18 protein-coding genes are annotated in these 16,348 nt (G+C 31.3%); 16 read left to right on the top strand and 2 right to left on the bottom strand.

The annotated features are described in order from the left end of the window. Nucleotides 1–34: 34 nt before the first annotated feature. From citC to J2Z44_RS07255, 11 genes are all read left to right on the top strand, one after another. Complete coding sequence (citC, locus tag J2Z44_RS07300) at nt 35–1,078, top strand: [citrate (pro-3S)-lyase] ligase (RefSeq protein WP_021285475.1); 1,044 nt, start codon at nt 35–37, stop codon at nt 1,076–1,078. 16 nt (nt 1,079–1,094) lie between these two features. Then, a complete protein-coding gene (citX, locus tag J2Z44_RS07295) occupies nt 1,095–1,652 on the top strand; it encodes a citrate lyase holo-[acyl-carrier protein] synthase (protein ID WP_021285476.1) in 558 nt (185 codons plus the stop codon). Between the two features lie 136 nt (nt 1,653–1,788). Further along, complete coding sequence (locus J2Z44_RS07290; protein WP_209649454.1) at nt 1,789–2,346, top strand: RNA polymerase sigma factor; 558 nt, start codon at nt 1,789–1,791, stop codon at nt 2,344–2,346. 16 nt (nt 2,347–2,362) lie between these two features. Further along, a complete protein-coding gene (locus J2Z44_RS07285; RefSeq protein WP_021285478.1) occupies nt 2,363–3,316 on the top strand; it encodes a DUF4652 domain-containing protein in 954 nt (317 codons plus the stop codon). A gap of 675 nt (nt 3,317–3,991) precedes the next feature. Next, nucleotides 3,992–4,123 carry a hypothetical protein gene (locus J2Z44_RS21795; protein ID WP_021285479.1) on the top strand — a complete coding sequence of 44 codons (132 nt, stop codon included), beginning with the start codon at nt 3,992–3,994 and terminating at the stop codon, nt 4,121–4,123. A 27-nt stretch (nt 4,124–4,150) separates the two neighbouring features. Then, on the top strand, nt 4,151–4,384 hold the full coding sequence (locus J2Z44_RS07280; RefSeq protein WP_021285480.1) for a hypothetical protein: 234 nt from the start codon (nt 4,151–4,153) through the stop codon (nt 4,382–4,384). A 57-nt stretch (nt 4,385–4,441) separates the two neighbouring features. Beyond that, nucleotides 4,442–4,795, top strand: a complete 354-nt coding sequence (locus J2Z44_RS07275; RefSeq protein WP_209649453.1) for a hypothetical protein — start codon at nt 4,442–4,444, stop codon at nt 4,793–4,795. A gap of 134 nt (nt 4,796–4,929) precedes the next feature. Beyond that, nucleotides 4,930–5,127 (top strand): hypothetical protein, encoded by a 198-nt coding sequence (locus J2Z44_RS07270; protein ID WP_021285482.1) that lies wholly within the window; start codon nt 4,930–4,932, stop codon nt 5,125–5,127. Nucleotides 5,128–5,469: 342 nt separating this feature from the next. Continuing rightward, nucleotides 5,470–6,774 (top strand): tetratricopeptide repeat protein, encoded by a 1,305-nt coding sequence (locus tag J2Z44_RS07265; RefSeq protein ID WP_209649452.1) that lies wholly within the window; start codon nt 5,470–5,472, stop codon nt 6,772–6,774. 213 nt (nt 6,775–6,987) lie between these two features. Next, nucleotides 6,988–7,299: a thioredoxin gene (trxA, locus tag J2Z44_RS07260; protein WP_021285485.1), complete on the top strand. Its 312-nt coding sequence runs from the start codon at nt 6,988–6,990 to the stop codon at nt 7,297–7,299. A 154-nt stretch (nt 7,300–7,453) separates the two neighbouring features. Further along, nucleotides 7,454–8,323, top strand: a complete 870-nt coding sequence (locus tag J2Z44_RS07255) for an NAD(P)/FAD-dependent oxidoreductase (RefSeq protein WP_209649451.1) — start codon at nt 7,454–7,456, stop codon at nt 8,321–8,323. A 402-nt stretch (nt 8,324–8,725) separates the two neighbouring features. On the opposite strand, the gene J2Z44_RS21790 is transcribed toward J2Z44_RS07255, so the two are convergent. Together J2Z44_RS21790 and J2Z44_RS07250 are read right to left on the bottom strand one after the other, a co-directional pair. After that, on the bottom strand, nt 8,726–8,857 hold the full coding sequence (locus tag J2Z44_RS21790) for a hypothetical protein (protein ID WP_278245318.1): 132 nt from the start codon (nt 8,855–8,857) through the stop codon (nt 8,726–8,728). Nucleotides 8,858–8,913: 56 nt separating this feature from the next. Next, nucleotides 8,914–9,918, bottom strand: coding sequence for a hypothetical protein (locus J2Z44_RS07250; RefSeq protein WP_021285489.1), 1,005 nt, complete (start codon nt 9,916–9,918; stop codon nt 8,914–8,916). 360 nt (nt 9,919–10,278) lie between these two features. Between J2Z44_RS07250 and cdaA the strand changes: the two genes are divergently transcribed. The 5 genes from cdaA to ptb all read left to right on the top strand — a co-directional run bounded on the left by cdaA (nt 10,279) and on the right by ptb (nt 16,337). After that, a complete protein-coding gene (cdaA, locus tag J2Z44_RS07245) occupies nt 10,279–11,127 on the top strand; it encodes a diadenylate cyclase CdaA (RefSeq protein WP_209649450.1) in 849 nt (282 codons plus the stop codon). Further along, a complete protein-coding gene (locus tag J2Z44_RS07240) occupies nt 11,097–12,350 on the top strand; it encodes a CdaR family protein (protein ID WP_021281238.1) in 1,254 nt (417 codons plus the stop codon). Before cdaA ends, J2Z44_RS07240 begins: the two co-directional genes overlap by 31 nt. Then, complete coding sequence (locus J2Z44_RS07235) at nt 12,340–13,941, top strand: NAD(P)/FAD-dependent oxidoreductase (protein WP_021281239.1); 1,602 nt, start codon at nt 12,340–12,342, stop codon at nt 13,939–13,941. The genes J2Z44_RS07240 and J2Z44_RS07235 overlap by 11 nt, the downstream gene beginning before the upstream one ends. Nucleotides 13,942–14,320: 379 nt before the next feature. Next, the gene (buk, locus tag J2Z44_RS07230; protein WP_209649449.1) at nt 14,321–15,409 is read left to right on the top strand and encodes a butyrate kinase; all 1,089 of its coding nucleotides are present in this window, start codon (nt 14,321–14,323) and stop codon (nt 15,407–15,409) included. A gap of 22 nt (nt 15,410–15,431) precedes the next feature. Beyond that, nucleotides 15,432–16,337: a phosphate butyryltransferase gene (gene ptb, locus J2Z44_RS07225; RefSeq protein WP_021281241.1), complete on the top strand. Its 906-nt coding sequence runs from the start codon at nt 15,432–15,434 to the stop codon at nt 16,335–16,337. The last annotated feature ends 11 nt before the right edge of the window (nt 16,338–16,348 follow it).

Here is a 16,348-nt window from a genome sequence, read left to right as displayed (position 1 = left end):
AGAGTACCCGTACAAAAGTTAGGAGAGTTAGTGTATGTACAACTTAAATGTAGAAAAAGTTAACTTAAAGAATGAAAAAAATGTTGAAGAAGTTAGAAGCTTTCTAAAAAGCTTTAATTTAGATTTAGATAATGATGTGGATTATACAGTAGTTATAAGACAAGAAGAGGACATTAAGGCTACTTGTTCTAAGGCAAAATCAGTTTTTAAATGTTTTGCTATTAGTGAGGAGTTAAGAGGAGAAGGAGTTACTGCTACTTTAATAAATGCTCTAAATGATAAGTTATTTGAAGAAGGAATGTATCATAGCTTTATTTTTACAAAGCCAGAAAATCTTGAAATCTTTCAAGGGGTTGGCTATAAGGAAGTAGCTAGTGTTAGCAAGGTTACCCTTCTTGAAAATGGAGTATATAACATAGAAAGTTACTTAAACAAACTAGGGAAAAAGTATGATATTTTAGGGGAAAAGCAAAGAGCTGCTATGGTGGTAAATTGTAATCCCTTAACTTTAGGTCATCTTTATTTAATTGAAGAGGCATCAAGAAACTGCGAAGAGCTTTTAGTTTTTGTAGTAGAAGAAAATAAATCTCTATTTCCTTTTGAAGTAAGATATAAGTTAGTTAAAGAAGGAACTAGCCACCTTAGTAATGTAAAGATTATTGAGGGTGGAGAATATATAATTTCCTCAGCAACCTTTCCATCCTACTTTTTAAGAAGGAAAGATCAGGTTTTAGAAGGATATACCTCTTTAGATGCTACTATTTTTGGTAAGCATTTTGCAAATAAATTTAATATAAAGAAAAGATTCGTTGGAAATGAGCCATACTGTGAGGTAACCAGTTCTTATAATAAAGCACTGCATAAGGTACTTCCTAAGTATGGAATAGAAGTAACTGAAGTGTATAGAAAAGAGGAACTAGGGCTTCCAATTAGTGCTTCAAGGGTAAGACGACTTATAAAAGAAGATAATTTGGAGGAAGTAAAAAAAATAGTACCAAAGGTTACTTATGACTTCTTATTAACTGAGGAAGGAAGAGTTATTAGGGAGAGAATCAAGTTATCAGATTCTCCTCATTAACTAGTGATGATATATAATGAAAATAGAACACTGTAAGAAAGAAATTAAGGATTATTATATAAATTGTAAAGAGGAAGAGGTATTTAATAAACTGCTCTATGCACGTGAAGAGAGAGCAGATTTAATAAGAAATTTAAGTGAAAAGTATAAAAAAACTGTTATATGCATAAGAGCAAATTATCCAGGTTTATATAAAATAAATGAAGAGTCTATAAAGATTGTAGCCACCCTACTAGAGGAAGCTAAGGAGGTCTTTAAGGGAAGTATAACTTATGATTTATATAATATTACCTATGAAGGGCCAATCGCTATACTTATAATAGATAAGACTTCAAAGGAAGTGAAAAGGGGAGCTGTTAAAATTGAAGAACTTCATCCTCTAGGAAGGTTAGCTGATATAGATGTGTATGATGAGTTAGGAATTGGAATTAGCAGAGAAGAAGTGCAAATAGCAAGAAGACGATGCTTCCTATGTGAAAATGAAGCACACTCTTGTGTCAGAAGTAAAGCACACAGGTTAGAAGAAATAAAAGACTATATTAATAAAATAGTAGAAGGATACGGTAAGGAATAAATTAGTATTATTTTTGATTTAAGTTGATATTAACTTACAAAAATGTAGAAAAGTGAAGAATTTAAATTTTTTAATTATTTTTGTGAACTTTTATAAAGTTTGTTTCGTATTAATTATATAAAGAGGGGTACAGAGAATGGTGGGTATGAAAAGTGACATGTTACTAGAAGATATTAGGCTGGTTGATAAAGTATTACAAGGTGACATAGAAAGCTTTAATAACCTTGTAAATAAATATGAAGTTATGGTCTTAAGATTTGTATATAATATGATAAAACAAAAGGAAGCAGCAGAAGATATTACTCAAGAGGTTTTTATAACTATTTATAATAAATTAGAAATGTATGACAGAAAGCATAGTTTTTCTAATTGGATATTACAAATTTCAAAAAACAAAACTATTGATTATATTAGAAAAAACAAAAAGGTCTATGAGGGAAATATAGATGAGGCTTATGACTTGTCATCTCAGGATATGTCCCCACAAGAGAGTGCAGAATATAGAGAGGTTAAAAATAGTGTTAAAGAATATATAAAAACTCTTGAAGATACAGATAGGCAGATACTTATGCTAAGGTACACTGAAAATTTAACTTTTACAGACATAGCAGAAATATTAGGACTTACTGAATCTACTGCTAAAAGAAGATATTATAAAATAAGAGAAAACTATAAAAGCTTTTCTAAAAAGTAAGAGAGGTGAGAAAGGTATGAATTGTAATGAGTGCAAAGATAGAATTATTGAGTATATAGATGGCACCTTGTCAGAAGAAATGGATTATGAAATAAAAAAACACCTTTTAGAATGCGAAAGCTGCAGTAAATATTATGAGGAAGAAATTTTAATTGATAAAGCTTTTAATGAAGAGCTTAAACTGGAAAATATGAATTTTAATAGTTCTAGAAATAAAATTATGGCTTCAATCGACAGAGAAAAGTATAACAAGGGAGGACTTAAGATTATGAAAAGAAAAAGCAATTATGGGAAGGGTATTGCAATAGCAGCAGTATTTTTTCTTCTAGGTTTCTTAACACCAATGGCCACAAAATATTTAGGAAGTGGTGCAAATAAAGAATCAGCTTCATTACAAACAAAGCAGGCTACTGATGTTGCAAAACCAAGCAAAAATGAAAGTACTGAAAGTATAGTAAATAATGAAGTAACTAATATAACAAGTGATGCTAAAGTGCAAGATAGAGAAAAAGTAGATAAGTATGATATGACAAAAGTTCCAATGGATACAAAAATAGAGTTCAATTCTACTTGGAAGATTGCTAAAAATTTAGAAGCAACTATAGAAGGCAAAGGAAACAATGCTCAAGAAGAAGGTATAGGTACAATATTTATAAAAGATAAAGATAGTAATACAATGTATAAGTATGCTATTAAAGATGATGGAAAACAAAGCTCACCACTGTTAATAAACTGGTATGATGATGAGAATTTAATAGTTGTTAATGGTTTAGGCTATGGAACATTAATAAATGGCGTAGAAGTTCAGTTGATTAATGTGAAAACTGGAGAAGAATATTTAGTTTATAAAGTTCAAGGAAGCAATGAAAGAATTAAGTCAGTAGTAAGAGAAGGAAATCAGTTAAAAATAACAAAGGCTATGTATGATGATGCTATGAATAGCTATAAGGAACAAGTAGATACACAATAATAGTAATATAAAAGCAATTAAAACCCCGTGAAGCTAAAAAGGAAAGCTTCATGGGGTTTAATCTTAATTAGAAGTAAGTTTTAAAAGCCTTTTGTAGATAACTTCTTAGAAAAAGTCTAACTTATTTATGATAAGTTTTATTAATACTAGAAAAGTCTTAATGGAACCAAGGTAGGTTCTGACATTAGTTCTATGTAGTATAGACTTTCAGGGGTTAAAAAAATTGAATAAATTTATCCATTAGTTATAAGTTCAGTCTCCTAAAAGGTTCCTTAAATTGAGAAAGATATCCATGAATTTAATGAGATAATTTACATATTTAACCTATGGCTTCAATAAATGAGAAACGTTAATAAGGTTAAACTGAGTTGCTTTAATTTGAGTATAAAAGTAAAATTATAAATAAAAGTGTCATAAATATAAAAAATATAGGAATATAAACAACGAGGAAAAATATGCAATAAAATAATTTGGAATTACGTTGCGAAAATGTGTTTTATTAAGTATAATAATTGTATAATCTAGTGAAATTTAAATTTGCCATGTTTTTAAAGTATAATTGAAGAATTTTATTTGGGTGAGAGTTAGTTTTTTCTAAAGTTACTTTAAAAAATAAGATTGTGCATTGTTTAATTCAGTATGAAATACATTTAAGGGGTAGGCGGTTGAGGGAGAATGGGACACATAACGTTTAAGTGTTTAATTACAGTAGCTGCGATTTTGATGATTATAATAGTAGCTTTTTTAACATCGAAGGAGCATACTAAGAAAGAAAAAAATGGTCAAAAAGAAAGTATAGAAGAATAACTTTATCGGAGCTGTTGTTAAATTTTAGTGACAACAGCTCTAATTGTAGCTATCGAATTTATCTTTTGCCTTTTATCGGCCCTTGATGTTTTTGGAGCAGAGAATTTTATTTATAGTTTATCAGTATTTGTTGGGATTTTATCCTTATATCCAACTATACAAACCAGCAGAAAAATGGGGCTTAGGTATAAGAAGATTAGGGAAGTTCTAGGGGATAACTTTTACTTATATTTTAATTGTAAGGATGGCGACAAATATTAAACAATCAATTTAATAAAAAGAAATAAAATTCTCATGTATTTTTAGGGGGATCTTGGGATGAGTTTTATTATAATAATGCTAGTTTTGTTAAATTTATGGGCACTAATTACAAAGGCATCTGTAACACTTGTGTTAGTGGTAGTTGGTCTATCAATTGGTCTTTTTAGAGGTACTAGATCTGAAAAGTTTAGGGATGTATTTAACTTGCACAAATTCTCTTACAAATTAGAAAGTAAGGAAAATAAAGTGGAATTCCTAGGTGCTTTTTTAGTAAGTTTTTTAACATATCAAAGTGATTTTTTTCTCGATAAGTTTTATGTGTTAAATTTTGTTTTGTTCATAGCTTTTGGGCTATTTATGTATAGGTTTTTATTTTTTAATCTTTCAAGTTACTTTAAGAAGATGAATTAAAATTAAACTAAATAAGTTATAAGATAATATTGCTTTAACATGGGGAAATCCAGAAGTTTGAAAGTGGCTTTAAAGGCCGTAGTGAATTTAAAAAGCTCATATTGGGTTAAAAATCAAAAAGAGAGGGGTATATTATGAAAAAAGTATTATCATGTTTGGTATTTATATTCATAGCAATAGGGTGTTTTTATTTTGCGTTTCAGTATGATGTAAGTGCTGCCCTAGGAACAACTCTAACAATAGTTGGAACAATAGCTTTAGGTATAGGAATTTACAGAAGCTGGCGCTGCGGAATTTTTAAGGATGTAGTAGATATTTTATTCCACTTATAAAGTGAAATCGATTTTTGATGAAAACAAGGTTGTAGATGGAGTAATTACAATTAGATTCAAATAAAGAAAATAAAATGTTAAAATAATACCTTAATGTCTCACCTAAATATTAGGTGAGTTTTTTATTATATAAGGAATTCAACTTTTTTATCCGAAAAAGTACCTTAAATGACTTGTATTTACCGTGTTTCAGAGGTGTGCAAAAAGTGTAAGTAATCGCAAGCTATTTAAAAGAGCGTATGAAAACACGCATTTGTTCTGCGAAATTTTCAATATATCTTTTATTGTCAAAATTTGATATATTATATAAGTGAGATTTTATTATTTTTAGGTGGTGAATTTATGGAGAAAACAAAAAAGTACTATGCAAAAGCAATGGAATACTATTGTGATGGATATATTGAAAAGGCTTTGGAGTATTGTGAAAAAAGCTTATTTATATCCAGGGATTATTCACCAGCCTTAAATTTAAAAGGATTAATACACTATGTTAAAGGAAATTTAGAAGAAGCCCAAATGACTTGGAGAATTAACTATAAGCTGAACGGTGATGGAATTTCTAAAAAATATTTAGACGACAGTAAAAAGGATAAGGAAATTCTGGAACTTTTTACTCAAGGGGTAAGTTTATACAAAGAAATTAAGATTCATCAAGCCCTAGAACTATTTAAGGGATGCGAAAAATCTCATTTTAATGTACTAAACCTTTGGAATTATTTAGCTTATTGTTATATGAAGTTAGGTGAATATGATAAATGTAATCATTATATTAATGAGATTTTAAAAATAGATAAGTCTAATGATATGGCATTAAACACAAAAAAAACTTTACAAGATATTGGAGTTATAAAAAAGGAAGTTAACAGCAGAAAAATATATATGGCATGTCTTATTGGAGTTTTATTGATAGTTTTAACATTTGTTTATATTAATAGAGATATGATAAAATCATTAAATATATTAGATAAATTTACCAAAATTAAAGTAGAACAAAACAATATGAGTAGTGACAGTAATAAATCTATAGGAGGTTCTGAAAACTCTTCTAATAGGGACAATGTTAGTGAGGAATTTAAGGAAGAAGCACCTAAGCTGCATCAGGATGAAAGTAATGCAGCTAAAGAAATACAGCCATCCTTTAACTTTGAAGCAGTGCAAAGGGACTTAGAAGGCAATAACTATGAATTATTATTAAATTACTTAGAAACCTATAATAAGGAAAGTCTCAACTTAAATGAAAAAGCTTTATTAATAAGAGTTGAAGAGAAAATCAAGGCTTCTGGAGTAGACCATTTCTACAATTTAGGAATGGATGCTGTGAAAAATAATGATTATAAGCAAGGCTTGGTGAACTTTAATAAAGTATTTAAATATAGTGAGGAAAGTTACTTAAACCCCCATATGACTTATATGTTAGGCTTTTGTTATGAAAAGATCTATGATGTTGAAAATGCCAATAAGTATTATGAGCTTTACCTAAATAAATATAGTAAAGGAGACTATTTTGAGGCAGCCCTTTACAGCTTAGCTATAATAAATAAAGATATAGACAAAGAAAAATCTAAAAAATATGCAAATGTGCTGGCCAATGAGTATCGTGACTCCCAATACAATAATACAATTATTAAAAGCATAATAAATCAGTAATATTTGCTTAGTATTTTAATATAATTTTAGAACAAAATAATATTAATAAATTAGCTTTAAATAGTCCTATATAAGAATAAGTTTATATTAATAAAAAAGGATTATATGCAAAATAGAGCCATATCCTAGAGCTTTATAAACAAGGCTAATTTTCATAAATAAATGAATTTGCTCATTATTTATTTTATAATTTTACAGGAGGTATATGTTACTATGATAGAATTAAGAGATATCAACTTTAAAACTGAAATTGCTAATTTTGATAAACCAGTGGTAGTAGATTTTTGGGCTCCATGGTGTGGACCATGTAAAATGGTGGCTCCAATTGTAGAGGAACTTTCAAATGAAATGGGAGAAATCATATTTGCAAAGGTTAATGTAGATGATAATCCACTTATAGCTCAAGAATTTAGAATAGCAAGCATACCAACTCTAATGGTGTTTAAAAATGGAAATCCAGTAGAAACTATGGTAGGTTTTAAACCAAAAGAGCAATTAAAAGCGTCATTACAAAAGTACGTATAAAATATACCACCACTTAATACATTTAAGTGGTGTATTATTTTACTGATAATTAAAGTTAAGGTTATAAAGACTAAAAATACTAACATTATACATAGTGCAATTGGGAATACTAAAAATTATTTAAAGGAAAAAATATATAATAGTAGGTGAGATAATGGAAAAGAGATATGATGTAGCAATTATAGGTACAGGACCGGCGGGGCTTGAGGCAGCTATCAACTGTAAGATAAGAAATAAGAGTGTAATTATATTTGGAACAAATAATTTAAGTACTAAGCTTGCTAAAGCCCCAAGAATAGATAATTATTTAGGCTTACATGGAATAAGTGGAAATGACTTAAAGGAAAAGTTCCTAGAACATATTAATAGTATGGATATTTCCATAACGGAAGAAAGAATTAATGCAGTATATGCCATGGGAGATTATTATGCGCTTATGGTAAATGAAAAAATGTATGAGGCTACTACTTTAATTTTGGCCACTGGAATTGAGTACACTAAGCCATATATAGGAGAAGAAGAGCTTTTAGGTAGAGGTGTGGGCTATTGTGCAACCTGTGATGCACCACTTTATAAAGGAAAAGATGTAATAATTATAGCTCAAGGGGAAAGTGGAGAAGACGAAGCTAACTACGTAAAGGAAATCTGCAATAAGCTTTACTATGTACCTCTATATAAAGGGAACTATAACTTAAATGAAGGAATAGAAATTATAAAGGGAGTTCCAAAGGAAATAAGAGAACAAGGGGATAAGAGAGAAGTGATACTTTCAAATGAAACTTTGTCAGCGGATGGAGTATTTATTTTAAGAGATACCATATCTCCAAAGCAATTGGTTGCGGGTCTTGAAACAGAAGACGGACATATAAAAGTAAATAGAGACATGTCCACAAATTTAAAAGGATGCTATGCTGCAGGAGATTGCACAGGAAGACCTTATCAATATATTAAAGCAGCAGGGGAAGGCTTAGTAGCAGCTTTAAGCGCAGTTTCTTATATTGATAACTTAAGCAGAAATAAATAATATAAGGGGTTAAGACCAATATTAAAGAGAATGAAAAATAGAATTATCTATAGAAGATGCAATACATTTATTCCATTCTATAGATTATAAGAAACTAATATTTTTAAAGCATTGGGAAACAATAAACTCCTAGTGCTTTTTTTACTCTTAGACTTGAAGTTTTTAACTCTAAGATCAAAATAGGAGCTGAAACCTTTTTAGCAGGATAACTACTAAGAAAGAATATATAAGGTTTAAGAACATGTAAAAAAAATTAGCCTATAACGTCTTCAGAATAAACATAATCCAGGCAAGTAAATGAAAAATAAAAATAAAATAAAGCAAAATAAAAGCTATGATACTAAATTATCATAGCAAGGATTACAATATGAGTTTATAAAAGTGTTTTTGAGAGTAATCTATTTAGGGCATATAATTCATTACTTGAAGTCGACCAGTATTAAATCTGTTTAGCGTGTCAGGTTCAAGGGATGGTATACCTGCAAAACCAACAATAAGCAACAAACCAATTATTAATTTTTTCATAAAACTCATCTCCTCTTTCACTTCATATAGTGCCCTAATTTTTAAAAGTAATACATAAAATTTTATTATTGTTTGCTCTTTTTAAACTTTTCATAGTCTTTTAAAAAGCCCTTATGTTTAACGGCTACTTCACTATATAATTTTTTAGAATTCACATATAAAGTATCTAAGAATTCTTCCTTAGCATCTCCATTAATATTGTGAACACTCTCTGTGGCAAGGGCATATTTAGTATTTTTTAAGTAGTCATAGTACTGGTCAATTACAGCATTAAAGGATCTGTAAAGCTCTAAGGTGTCATTAGGAATCACCATGCCTTCAAGAGATTTTTTAATCGTTTCAAAAGTAGTTATATTTCTATCTATATTAGAAATTGTAAGCTCGTAACTAACTTGATTTTTTCTTGCCTTTAAAGCTTCAGGATAGTAGTCAACTTTATTATTTTGAAATAAGGTATTAAGTTCATCTATCTTTGTTATAAAACTACTGTACTGGTCAACTTTAATTTCTGCTTGTTTTAAAAGATTATTAGAGGTTCTACAGTATTTAATTGTGTTATCAAGAGCTAAGGATAATTGCTTTCCAATAGAAAAATTTATATTTTTTATATTTATCAAACTATAATAATTATTTGTGGTGTCTGCATAGGTTTTTAAATTTTCGCTGGCTTTATCTATATCCTTCCCCATAGGATTATTAACCATAGCCTCCAGTTGCTGAATTATTAAAATATTACTTTCAAGGCCTTTAACTAGGTTATCATAGTTTTCATTACTTTCTTCAGGAGCTTTTGAGGTTAAATCATTTCTTACAGCATTTAAATCTGAGTTAATAATAGGAAGTTTTTTAACTGCCTTATCCTTATCAATGGAATCTTCCGAAGTGAAATCTTTAGATTTATCATTGATTTTTTGAATTTCCGAAATTTTATTAACAAGATATCTATCATAGCCCTTATAAGCAGTTTTACTAAAAAAGCTATAGCTTAATAAAAATAAACCAATTGCAACAGTAAAAAAGGCAAGGTATTTAACACCTAATTGAAGCTTTTGTAGATTTTCAGTTTTCATGTTACTGGTTCCCCCTTTATAATCTAAGACACAAATAATTCATATGTCTAAAGTTAATTTTATATTTCTTTATATTATAATTAGTTGTAAAATATTCATGTTAAATAAATTATTACGAATATATTTATTAACACCGCTGTATTATAAATAGGGTTATTAGTGTATAATTATAATAGGCATCTTCAAAAAATAAATAAGTCAGTCTGCTCGTCTATTTTGTGCTATACTGCGTCAACAGAACCCTTTGATAGCTCCACTATCTGCGGAACCTGTTTCCTTGTCTATCACAAAATATACTCCACATCTTTGACTTGTTATTTATTTTCAGATGCCTTAGATATGGAGAAGAGGTGATACTACATGAATGAACTTAATGTAATATTTAATAGCCTAAGAGGATTCAGTTTGTATTCTCTAGTAGATATACTGGTAGTTTCTTATATATTCTATAAAGGATATAGTCTAATTAAAGAAACTAGAGCAGAACAACTTTTAAAAGGAATTATTTTAATTTTTTTATTAATACCAATAAGTGACTTTTTTAATTTAAATATGCTTCTGTGGATATTAGAGAAAACTATTACCATTGGAGTAATTGTTATAGTAATTATATTTCAGCCGGAAATTAGAAAGGCGCTAGAACACATTGGAAGAACTTCTTTTGTGGAGAAAATTATTTATGAAGATGAAGCAGTTATGCATGGAGTAATCAATGAAATTGTTAATGCGGTGGAACAATTAGCAGAAGAAAAGACAGGTGCCCTTATAGTCATTGAGCAAAAGACAGGACTAAGTGACATTATAAATACAGGGACAAAAATTGATGCGGAAGTATCTTCTGCACTGCTTCAAAATATATTCGTTGTTAATACACCCCTTCATGATGGGGCTACAATTATAAGAAATGACAGAATTATTGCTGCTGGATGTTTTTTACCTTTAACTGCTAATGATAAGTTAAATAAACAGTTGGGAACAAGGCATAGGGCAGGAATCGGAGTTACAGAAATCACTGATTGCTTAACTATAATAGTTTCAGAAGAAACAGGGGTAATTTCTTTAGCTGTTAACGGAAGACTCCTTAGAAACTATGATAAGGAGAAACTTAGAACTATATTGGTTAAAATCATGAAAAGTAGACAAAATAAGAAAATATCATTTAAAGAGAGGGTTAAAGGATGGATAAGCAAAAAAGACAAGATATCGTAATTAAAGTTTGCTGCGTCATAGTGTCTTTAGCGTTATGGATATACATTCGAACTATTGAAAATCCGATGACTACTCAAACCATTAGATATGTGCCAGTAACCATTGTAAATGAGGATGTGCTTTCAGAATCTGACTTAACGCTAATGCCAGATCAGGAATTTGCCGTTAACTTAACAGTAAAGGGGTCAAGTGCCACAGTTGATAATATAGACAAGAGCAGAGATTTTAAGTTAGTAGCCGATTTAGGAAAGTATGCACTAAAACCAGGGGAGAATAAGGTGCCTGTGGAGATTAGAGAAACCTCTACTAATATTGGAGGAAACATTACCGTAGTTAATGGTGACAGTTTAGTAGTAAAGGTAAATTTAGATAATCTTGTTTCTAAGGAATTACCCATAACTCCAAAAACAATTGGAGGAACCACAGAAGGTTTTTATGCAGATGCACCTATAATTTCTTCACCAGTTGCAGTAGTATCTGGTGCCAAAACCTATATTGATAGAGTGGCTAGTATAGCAGCAGACATTGATATAACAAATGCAAATGCAGATATAGACAAATCCACTAAATTAAAGGCTCTTGATAGTAGTGGTAAAGAGATATCAAATGTGACCATATCCCCTGACAACGTACAAGTGAAGGTTCCTGTTAAAAAGGGAAAAGCAGTAGAAATAGAAGTTAAAACTACAGGTGGAACTACCACTGGAGCAGCAATAGAAGCTATTGAAGTAAATCCTAAGAAAGTGGAGATTATAGGAAATAGTGATGCCATAAATAATATTAAATCTATTGCTACAGAGCCTATAGATTTAAGTAAAATAAGTGCAGACACAACAGTTGAAGCAAGACTTCAGCTTCCTCAAGGCGTAAGAGTCAATGGGGATGTAAATACTGTTAAGGTAAAACTTACCCTTAAAAAACCAGCACAAAAAACTTTCAAGGTTACTATTAAGTCTAATAACTTAGGAAACAACTTAGCGGCAACTCTTGATAAAACTACCGTTGAAGTAGTTTTATCTGGGGCAGATACTGAATTAAATAAAATCACACCAGAATCTTTAATAGCTGCGGTGGACTTAGCGGGTTTAGGTGAAGGTGACCATACGGTACAGGTAGTAGTTTCAGGCATACCAGCAAACATTCAAAAAGTATCGCAGTCAGTAGCTGAGGTAAAGGCTACAATTAAAAAAACAGCGGAGGTAATTAGCAATAATGCCAATTAGGATAAGTAATATAGTACTAGATATAGATGAAAATATAGAAGATTTAAAAGCAAGAACTGCAAAAAAATTAAAAGTTAGAGAAGAAGAAATAAAGGCTTTCAAAATAGTTAAGGAATCTATTGATGCAAGAAAGAAAAACTCCATTAAAATCAATTATTCTGTTGAAATAGTCTGTGACAATGAGAATAAAATAGCAACTAGAGCTAAGGACAAAGATGTAAAAATTCAGGAAAAAAACCAAGCTGCTGAATTTAAGCTTGGAAGTGAAAAAATGAATGAAAGACCAATAATTGTGGGGATGGGGCCAGCAGGGTTGTTTGCTGGCCTTCTTATGGCACAAAAAGGCTATAAACCTTTAATTATTGAACGTGGAGAAGATGTTGATAAGAGAACTGATAGCATCAACAAATTTTGGAAGGGGAGAGAGCTAAACCCACAGTCCAATGTACAATTTGGTGAAGGAGGAGCAGGAACCTTTTCTGATGGAAAACTTACCACTAGAATTAAGGATACTAGATGTGATTATGTTCTAGAGGAACTTGTAAAAGCTGGTGCGCCAGAAGAAATAGCCTATATGGGAAAACCTCATATAGGTACAGATATATTAAAGGTAGTAGTGAAGAATATAAGAGAAAAAATTAAGGCTCTAGGTGGAGAAGTAAGATTTTCAAATAAACTTGAAGATATTATAATTAAGGACAATAAGCTAAAGGAAGTTGTGATTAACGGGGAGAGGATTCCTTGCCAGAATGTAATTTTAGCTCTTGGACATAGTGCTAGAGACACCTATGAAATGCTATTTAATAGAGGGATATTCATGTCACCAAAGCCCTTTGCTATTGGTGCTCGAATAGAGCATCTTCAAAGCCTAATAGATGAAAATCAATATGGCGCTTTTGCAACCCATCCTAAGCTTAGAGCAGCAGATTACAAACTGACTTATACTAGTGAAAAGTTAAATAGATCTGTATACAGTTTTTGTATGTGCCCGGGTGGTCATGTGGTTGCAGCAGCTTCTGAAGAAAAAACAGTAGTGGTTAATGGTATGAGCTATTACAAAAGAGATGGAGCAAATGCAAACTCAGCTATAGTAGTTTCTGTATCACCAGAGGATTTTGCTTCCAATCACCCATTAGCTGGAATAGAGTTCCAAAGGCATTACGAAGGTCTTGCCTACAAGGTAGGAGGAGAAAATTACAATGCGCCCCTACAACTGGTTGGAGATTTTCTAAAGGATAAAAAATCCACAAAGCTAGGAAGTGTAAAACCAACTTATAGTCCAGATATAACCTTTGGAAAGTTATCAGAATGCTTACCTTCTTATGTAATAGACGCAATGAAGGAGGCACTACCTGTATTTAATAATAAAATAAAAGGCTTTGCAGGGACTGATGCTATTCTTACAGGAGTAGAAACAAGAACCTCTGCACCAGTAAGAATAGATAGAAACGAAAGTTTGCAAAGCATATCAGTAAGTGGACTTTACCCTTGTGGGGAAGGTGCTGGATATGCAGGAGGAATAGTATCAGCAGCAGTAGATGGCTTAAGAGTTGCTGAGGCTATAATGAGGGATTTTGCTCCAGTAAATTAATGCACATCATAAGGGGAAATATATATTTAAAGAGCTATAAGTTTTCGATTAAGTTTCGGAGGTTTATAGCTCTTTTCAGTTAGGATAAAATAAGTAATGTTTAAGAAGCTTGAATTAAAATTATGATTTTACCACAATTTCAGTAAAATGTGTACAAAAATTCACAATTAAACCGGTTTATTTTATAAACTAAATCTATAATATCCTTGATATTGATAATGATTATTTGTTAAAATGGATTTGGGGAAAGTTTAATAATATTTTGAATAGAGGGGAAGTTATTAACTTATTTAAAGTATTATTTAATGTAAATTCCAAAGTATTAAAATATGGATATTTATTCACTTAAGTTTATTTTATGATTACGGGGGTTTTTATAATGGGGGAAAAAAAGTATATACTAGCAATTAATCCAGGTTCAACATCTACAAAAATAGCAGTGTTTCAAGGGGAAACTTGCGTGGTAGATGAAAATTTATCTCACAGCGCTGAAGAAATAAAAAAGTTTGACCACATATATGAACAAAAGGATATGAGATCAGAAGTAATTCTTAAGTGGTTAGGAGATAAAAATATAAGCCTTGAGGATTTAGCTGCAGTAGTTGGTAGAGGTGGTCTTTTAAGACCAATGCCAGGTGGTACATACAAGGTTACAGAAAAAATGATAGAAGACCTTAAAGAAGGCTATCAAGGACAACACGCATCAAATCTTGGGGGAATAATAGCAAAGGAAATTGCCCAAAAGGTTAACGTTCCAGCTTATATAGTAGATCCAGTGGCTGTGGATGAAATTGAAGATGTGGCTAGAATATCTGGTCTTCCTGACATTACAAGAAGATCTTTAGTTCATGCTTTAAATGTAAAGGCAGTAACAAGAAGAGTTTGTGATAGAAGAGGATTAGAGCTTAACAATAGTAGCTTTGTTGTAGCTCATATTGGAGGAGGAATAACTGTATCTCCAGTGAAAAATGGAAGACTTTTAGATTGCAACAATGCAAATGAAGAGGGCCCACTTTCACCAGAAAGAACAGGAGGACTTCCAGTGGGAGACTTAGTAACCCTTGCTTTCAGCGGAAAGTATACGTTATCAGAACTTAAAAAGAAGATATCAGGACAAGGTGGACTTGTGGCATATCTAGGTACTAACGATGGAAGAGTAGTAGATAAGAGAATAGAAGAAGGGGACGAAAGAGCAGAATTAATCTTTAAAGCAATGGCATACCAAATTGCTAAGGAAATTGGAGCAATGGCAACTACCCTTTGTGGAAAACTCGATGCAATAATTTTAACTGGAGGCGTAGCTTATAATAAGAGAATAACTAATTGGATAAGCGAATATGTAGGTTTTATTGCCCCTATAGAATTAGTTCCAGGGGAAGATGAAATGCTTGCTCTTGCTCAAGGTGCTTTAAGAGTTGTTGAAGGCAAAGAAATAGCTAAAATATATGAAAATGAAGTTAAATTTTAACATAAGTTAAGGGGGTCAAAACATGATCAGAACATTTAAAGAAGTTGTTGAAAAAGTAAAATCTCAAAAAATGAAAACCGTTGCTGTAGCAGTGGCTCAAGATGAACCAGTGCTAGAGGCAATAAGAGATGCTAAAGCTAATGGAATAGCTAATGCAATCCTTGTAGGTGATAAAGAAGAAATAGCTAAAATTGCAGCTGGTATCGGAATGGATATCAATGAATATGAAGTTATTGATGTAAAAGATATGAATGCAGCATCACTTGAGGCTGTAAAGCTTGTTTCAAGCGGAAGAGCTGACATGATGATGAAGGGACTTGTTGATACCGCTACCTTCTTAAGAGCTGTTTTAAACAAGGAAGTAGGACTAAGAACTGGAAAACAAATGTCTCACATAGCTGTATTTGAAGTTCCAGGCTATGATAGATTACTATTCATAACTGATGCTGCTTTTAACATGTATCCAGAACTAAAAGAAAAAGTTGATATAGTTAAAAATGCAGTTCAAGTTGCTCATGCTTTAGATATAGAAGTTCCAAAGGTTGCTCCAGTATGTGCAGTTGAGGTGGTAAACCCAGCTATGCAAGCAACTTTAGATGCTGCAAATCTTTCTAAAATGAGTGAAAGAGGACAAATAAAAGGCTGTATAATAGATGGACCATTAGCACTTGATAATGCTCTTTCTGAAGAAGCTGCACACCATAAGAAAATATCAGGGCCTGTAGCAGGAAAAGCAGATATATTATTAATGGCTAATATTGAAGCAGGTAATGCAATGTATAAATGCTTAACATATACCACAAACTCTCATAGTGGTGGCTTACTTGCTGGAGCAGCTGCACCAGTTATAGTTACTTCAAGAGCAGACTCTCCAGAAACAAAAATGAATTCTATAGCTCTAGCAGCATTAGTTGCAGAGTCTAAATAATAGGGGGAACA

The organism is Clostridium punense (genome assembly GCF_017874425.1).
GTDB lineage: Bacteria > Bacillota > Clostridia > Clostridiales > Clostridiaceae > Clostridium_J > Clostridium_J punense.
This window is presented reverse-complemented; position numbering and strand designations above follow the sequence as displayed.

What these genes read in the sequence shown, in the direction of transcription:
- citC (WP_021285475.1), top strand. Translation starts at nt 35, where the DNA reads ATGTACAACTTAAATGTAGAAAAAGTTAACTTAAAGAATGAAAAAAAT.
- citX (WP_021285476.1), top strand. Translation starts at nt 1,095, where the DNA reads ATGAAAATAGAACACTGTAAGAAAGAAATTAAGGATTATTATATAAAT.
- J2Z44_RS07290 (WP_209649454.1), top strand. Translation starts at nt 1,789, where the DNA reads ATGGTGGGTATGAAAAGTGACATGTTACTAGAAGATATTAGGCTGGTT.
- J2Z44_RS07285 (WP_021285478.1), top strand. Translation starts at nt 2,363, where the DNA reads ATGAATTGTAATGAGTGCAAAGATAGAATTATTGAGTATATAGATGGC.
- J2Z44_RS21795 (WP_021285479.1), top strand. Translation starts at nt 3,992, where the DNA reads ATGGGACACATAACGTTTAAGTGTTTAATTACAGTAGCTGCGATTTTG.
- J2Z44_RS07275 (WP_209649453.1), top strand. Translation starts at nt 4,442, where the DNA reads ATGAGTTTTATTATAATAATGCTAGTTTTGTTAAATTTATGGGCACTA.
- J2Z44_RS07270 (WP_021285482.1), top strand. Translation starts at nt 4,930, where the DNA reads ATGAAAAAAGTATTATCATGTTTGGTATTTATATTCATAGCAATAGGG.
- J2Z44_RS07265 (WP_209649452.1), top strand. Translation starts at nt 5,470, where the DNA reads ATGGAGAAAACAAAAAAGTACTATGCAAAAGCAATGGAATACTATTGT.
- trxA (WP_021285485.1), top strand. Translation starts at nt 6,988, where the DNA reads ATGATAGAATTAAGAGATATCAACTTTAAAACTGAAATTGCTAATTTT.
- J2Z44_RS07255 (WP_209649451.1), top strand. Translation starts at nt 7,454, where the DNA reads ATGGAAAAGAGATATGATGTAGCAATTATAGGTACAGGACCGGCGGGG.
- J2Z44_RS21790 (WP_278245318.1), bottom strand. Translation starts at nt 8,857, where the DNA reads ATGAGTTTTATGAAAAAATTAATAATTGGTTTGTTGCTTATTGTTGGT.
- J2Z44_RS07250 (WP_021285489.1), bottom strand. Translation starts at nt 9,918, where the DNA reads ATGAAAACTGAAAATCTACAAAAGCTTCAATTAGGTGTTAAATACCTT.
- cdaA (WP_209649450.1), top strand. Translation starts at nt 10,279, where the DNA reads ATGAATGAACTTAATGTAATATTTAATAGCCTAAGAGGATTCAGTTTG.
- J2Z44_RS07240 (WP_021281238.1), top strand. Translation starts at nt 11,097, where the DNA reads ATGGATAAGCAAAAAAGACAAGATATCGTAATTAAAGTTTGCTGCGTC.
- J2Z44_RS07235 (WP_021281239.1), top strand. Translation starts at nt 12,340, where the DNA reads ATGCCAATTAGGATAAGTAATATAGTACTAGATATAGATGAAAATATA.
- buk (WP_209649449.1), top strand. Translation starts at nt 14,321, where the DNA reads ATGGGGGAAAAAAAGTATATACTAGCAATTAATCCAGGTTCAACATCT.
- ptb (WP_021281241.1), top strand. Translation starts at nt 15,432, where the DNA reads ATGATCAGAACATTTAAAGAAGTTGTTGAAAAAGTAAAATCTCAAAAA.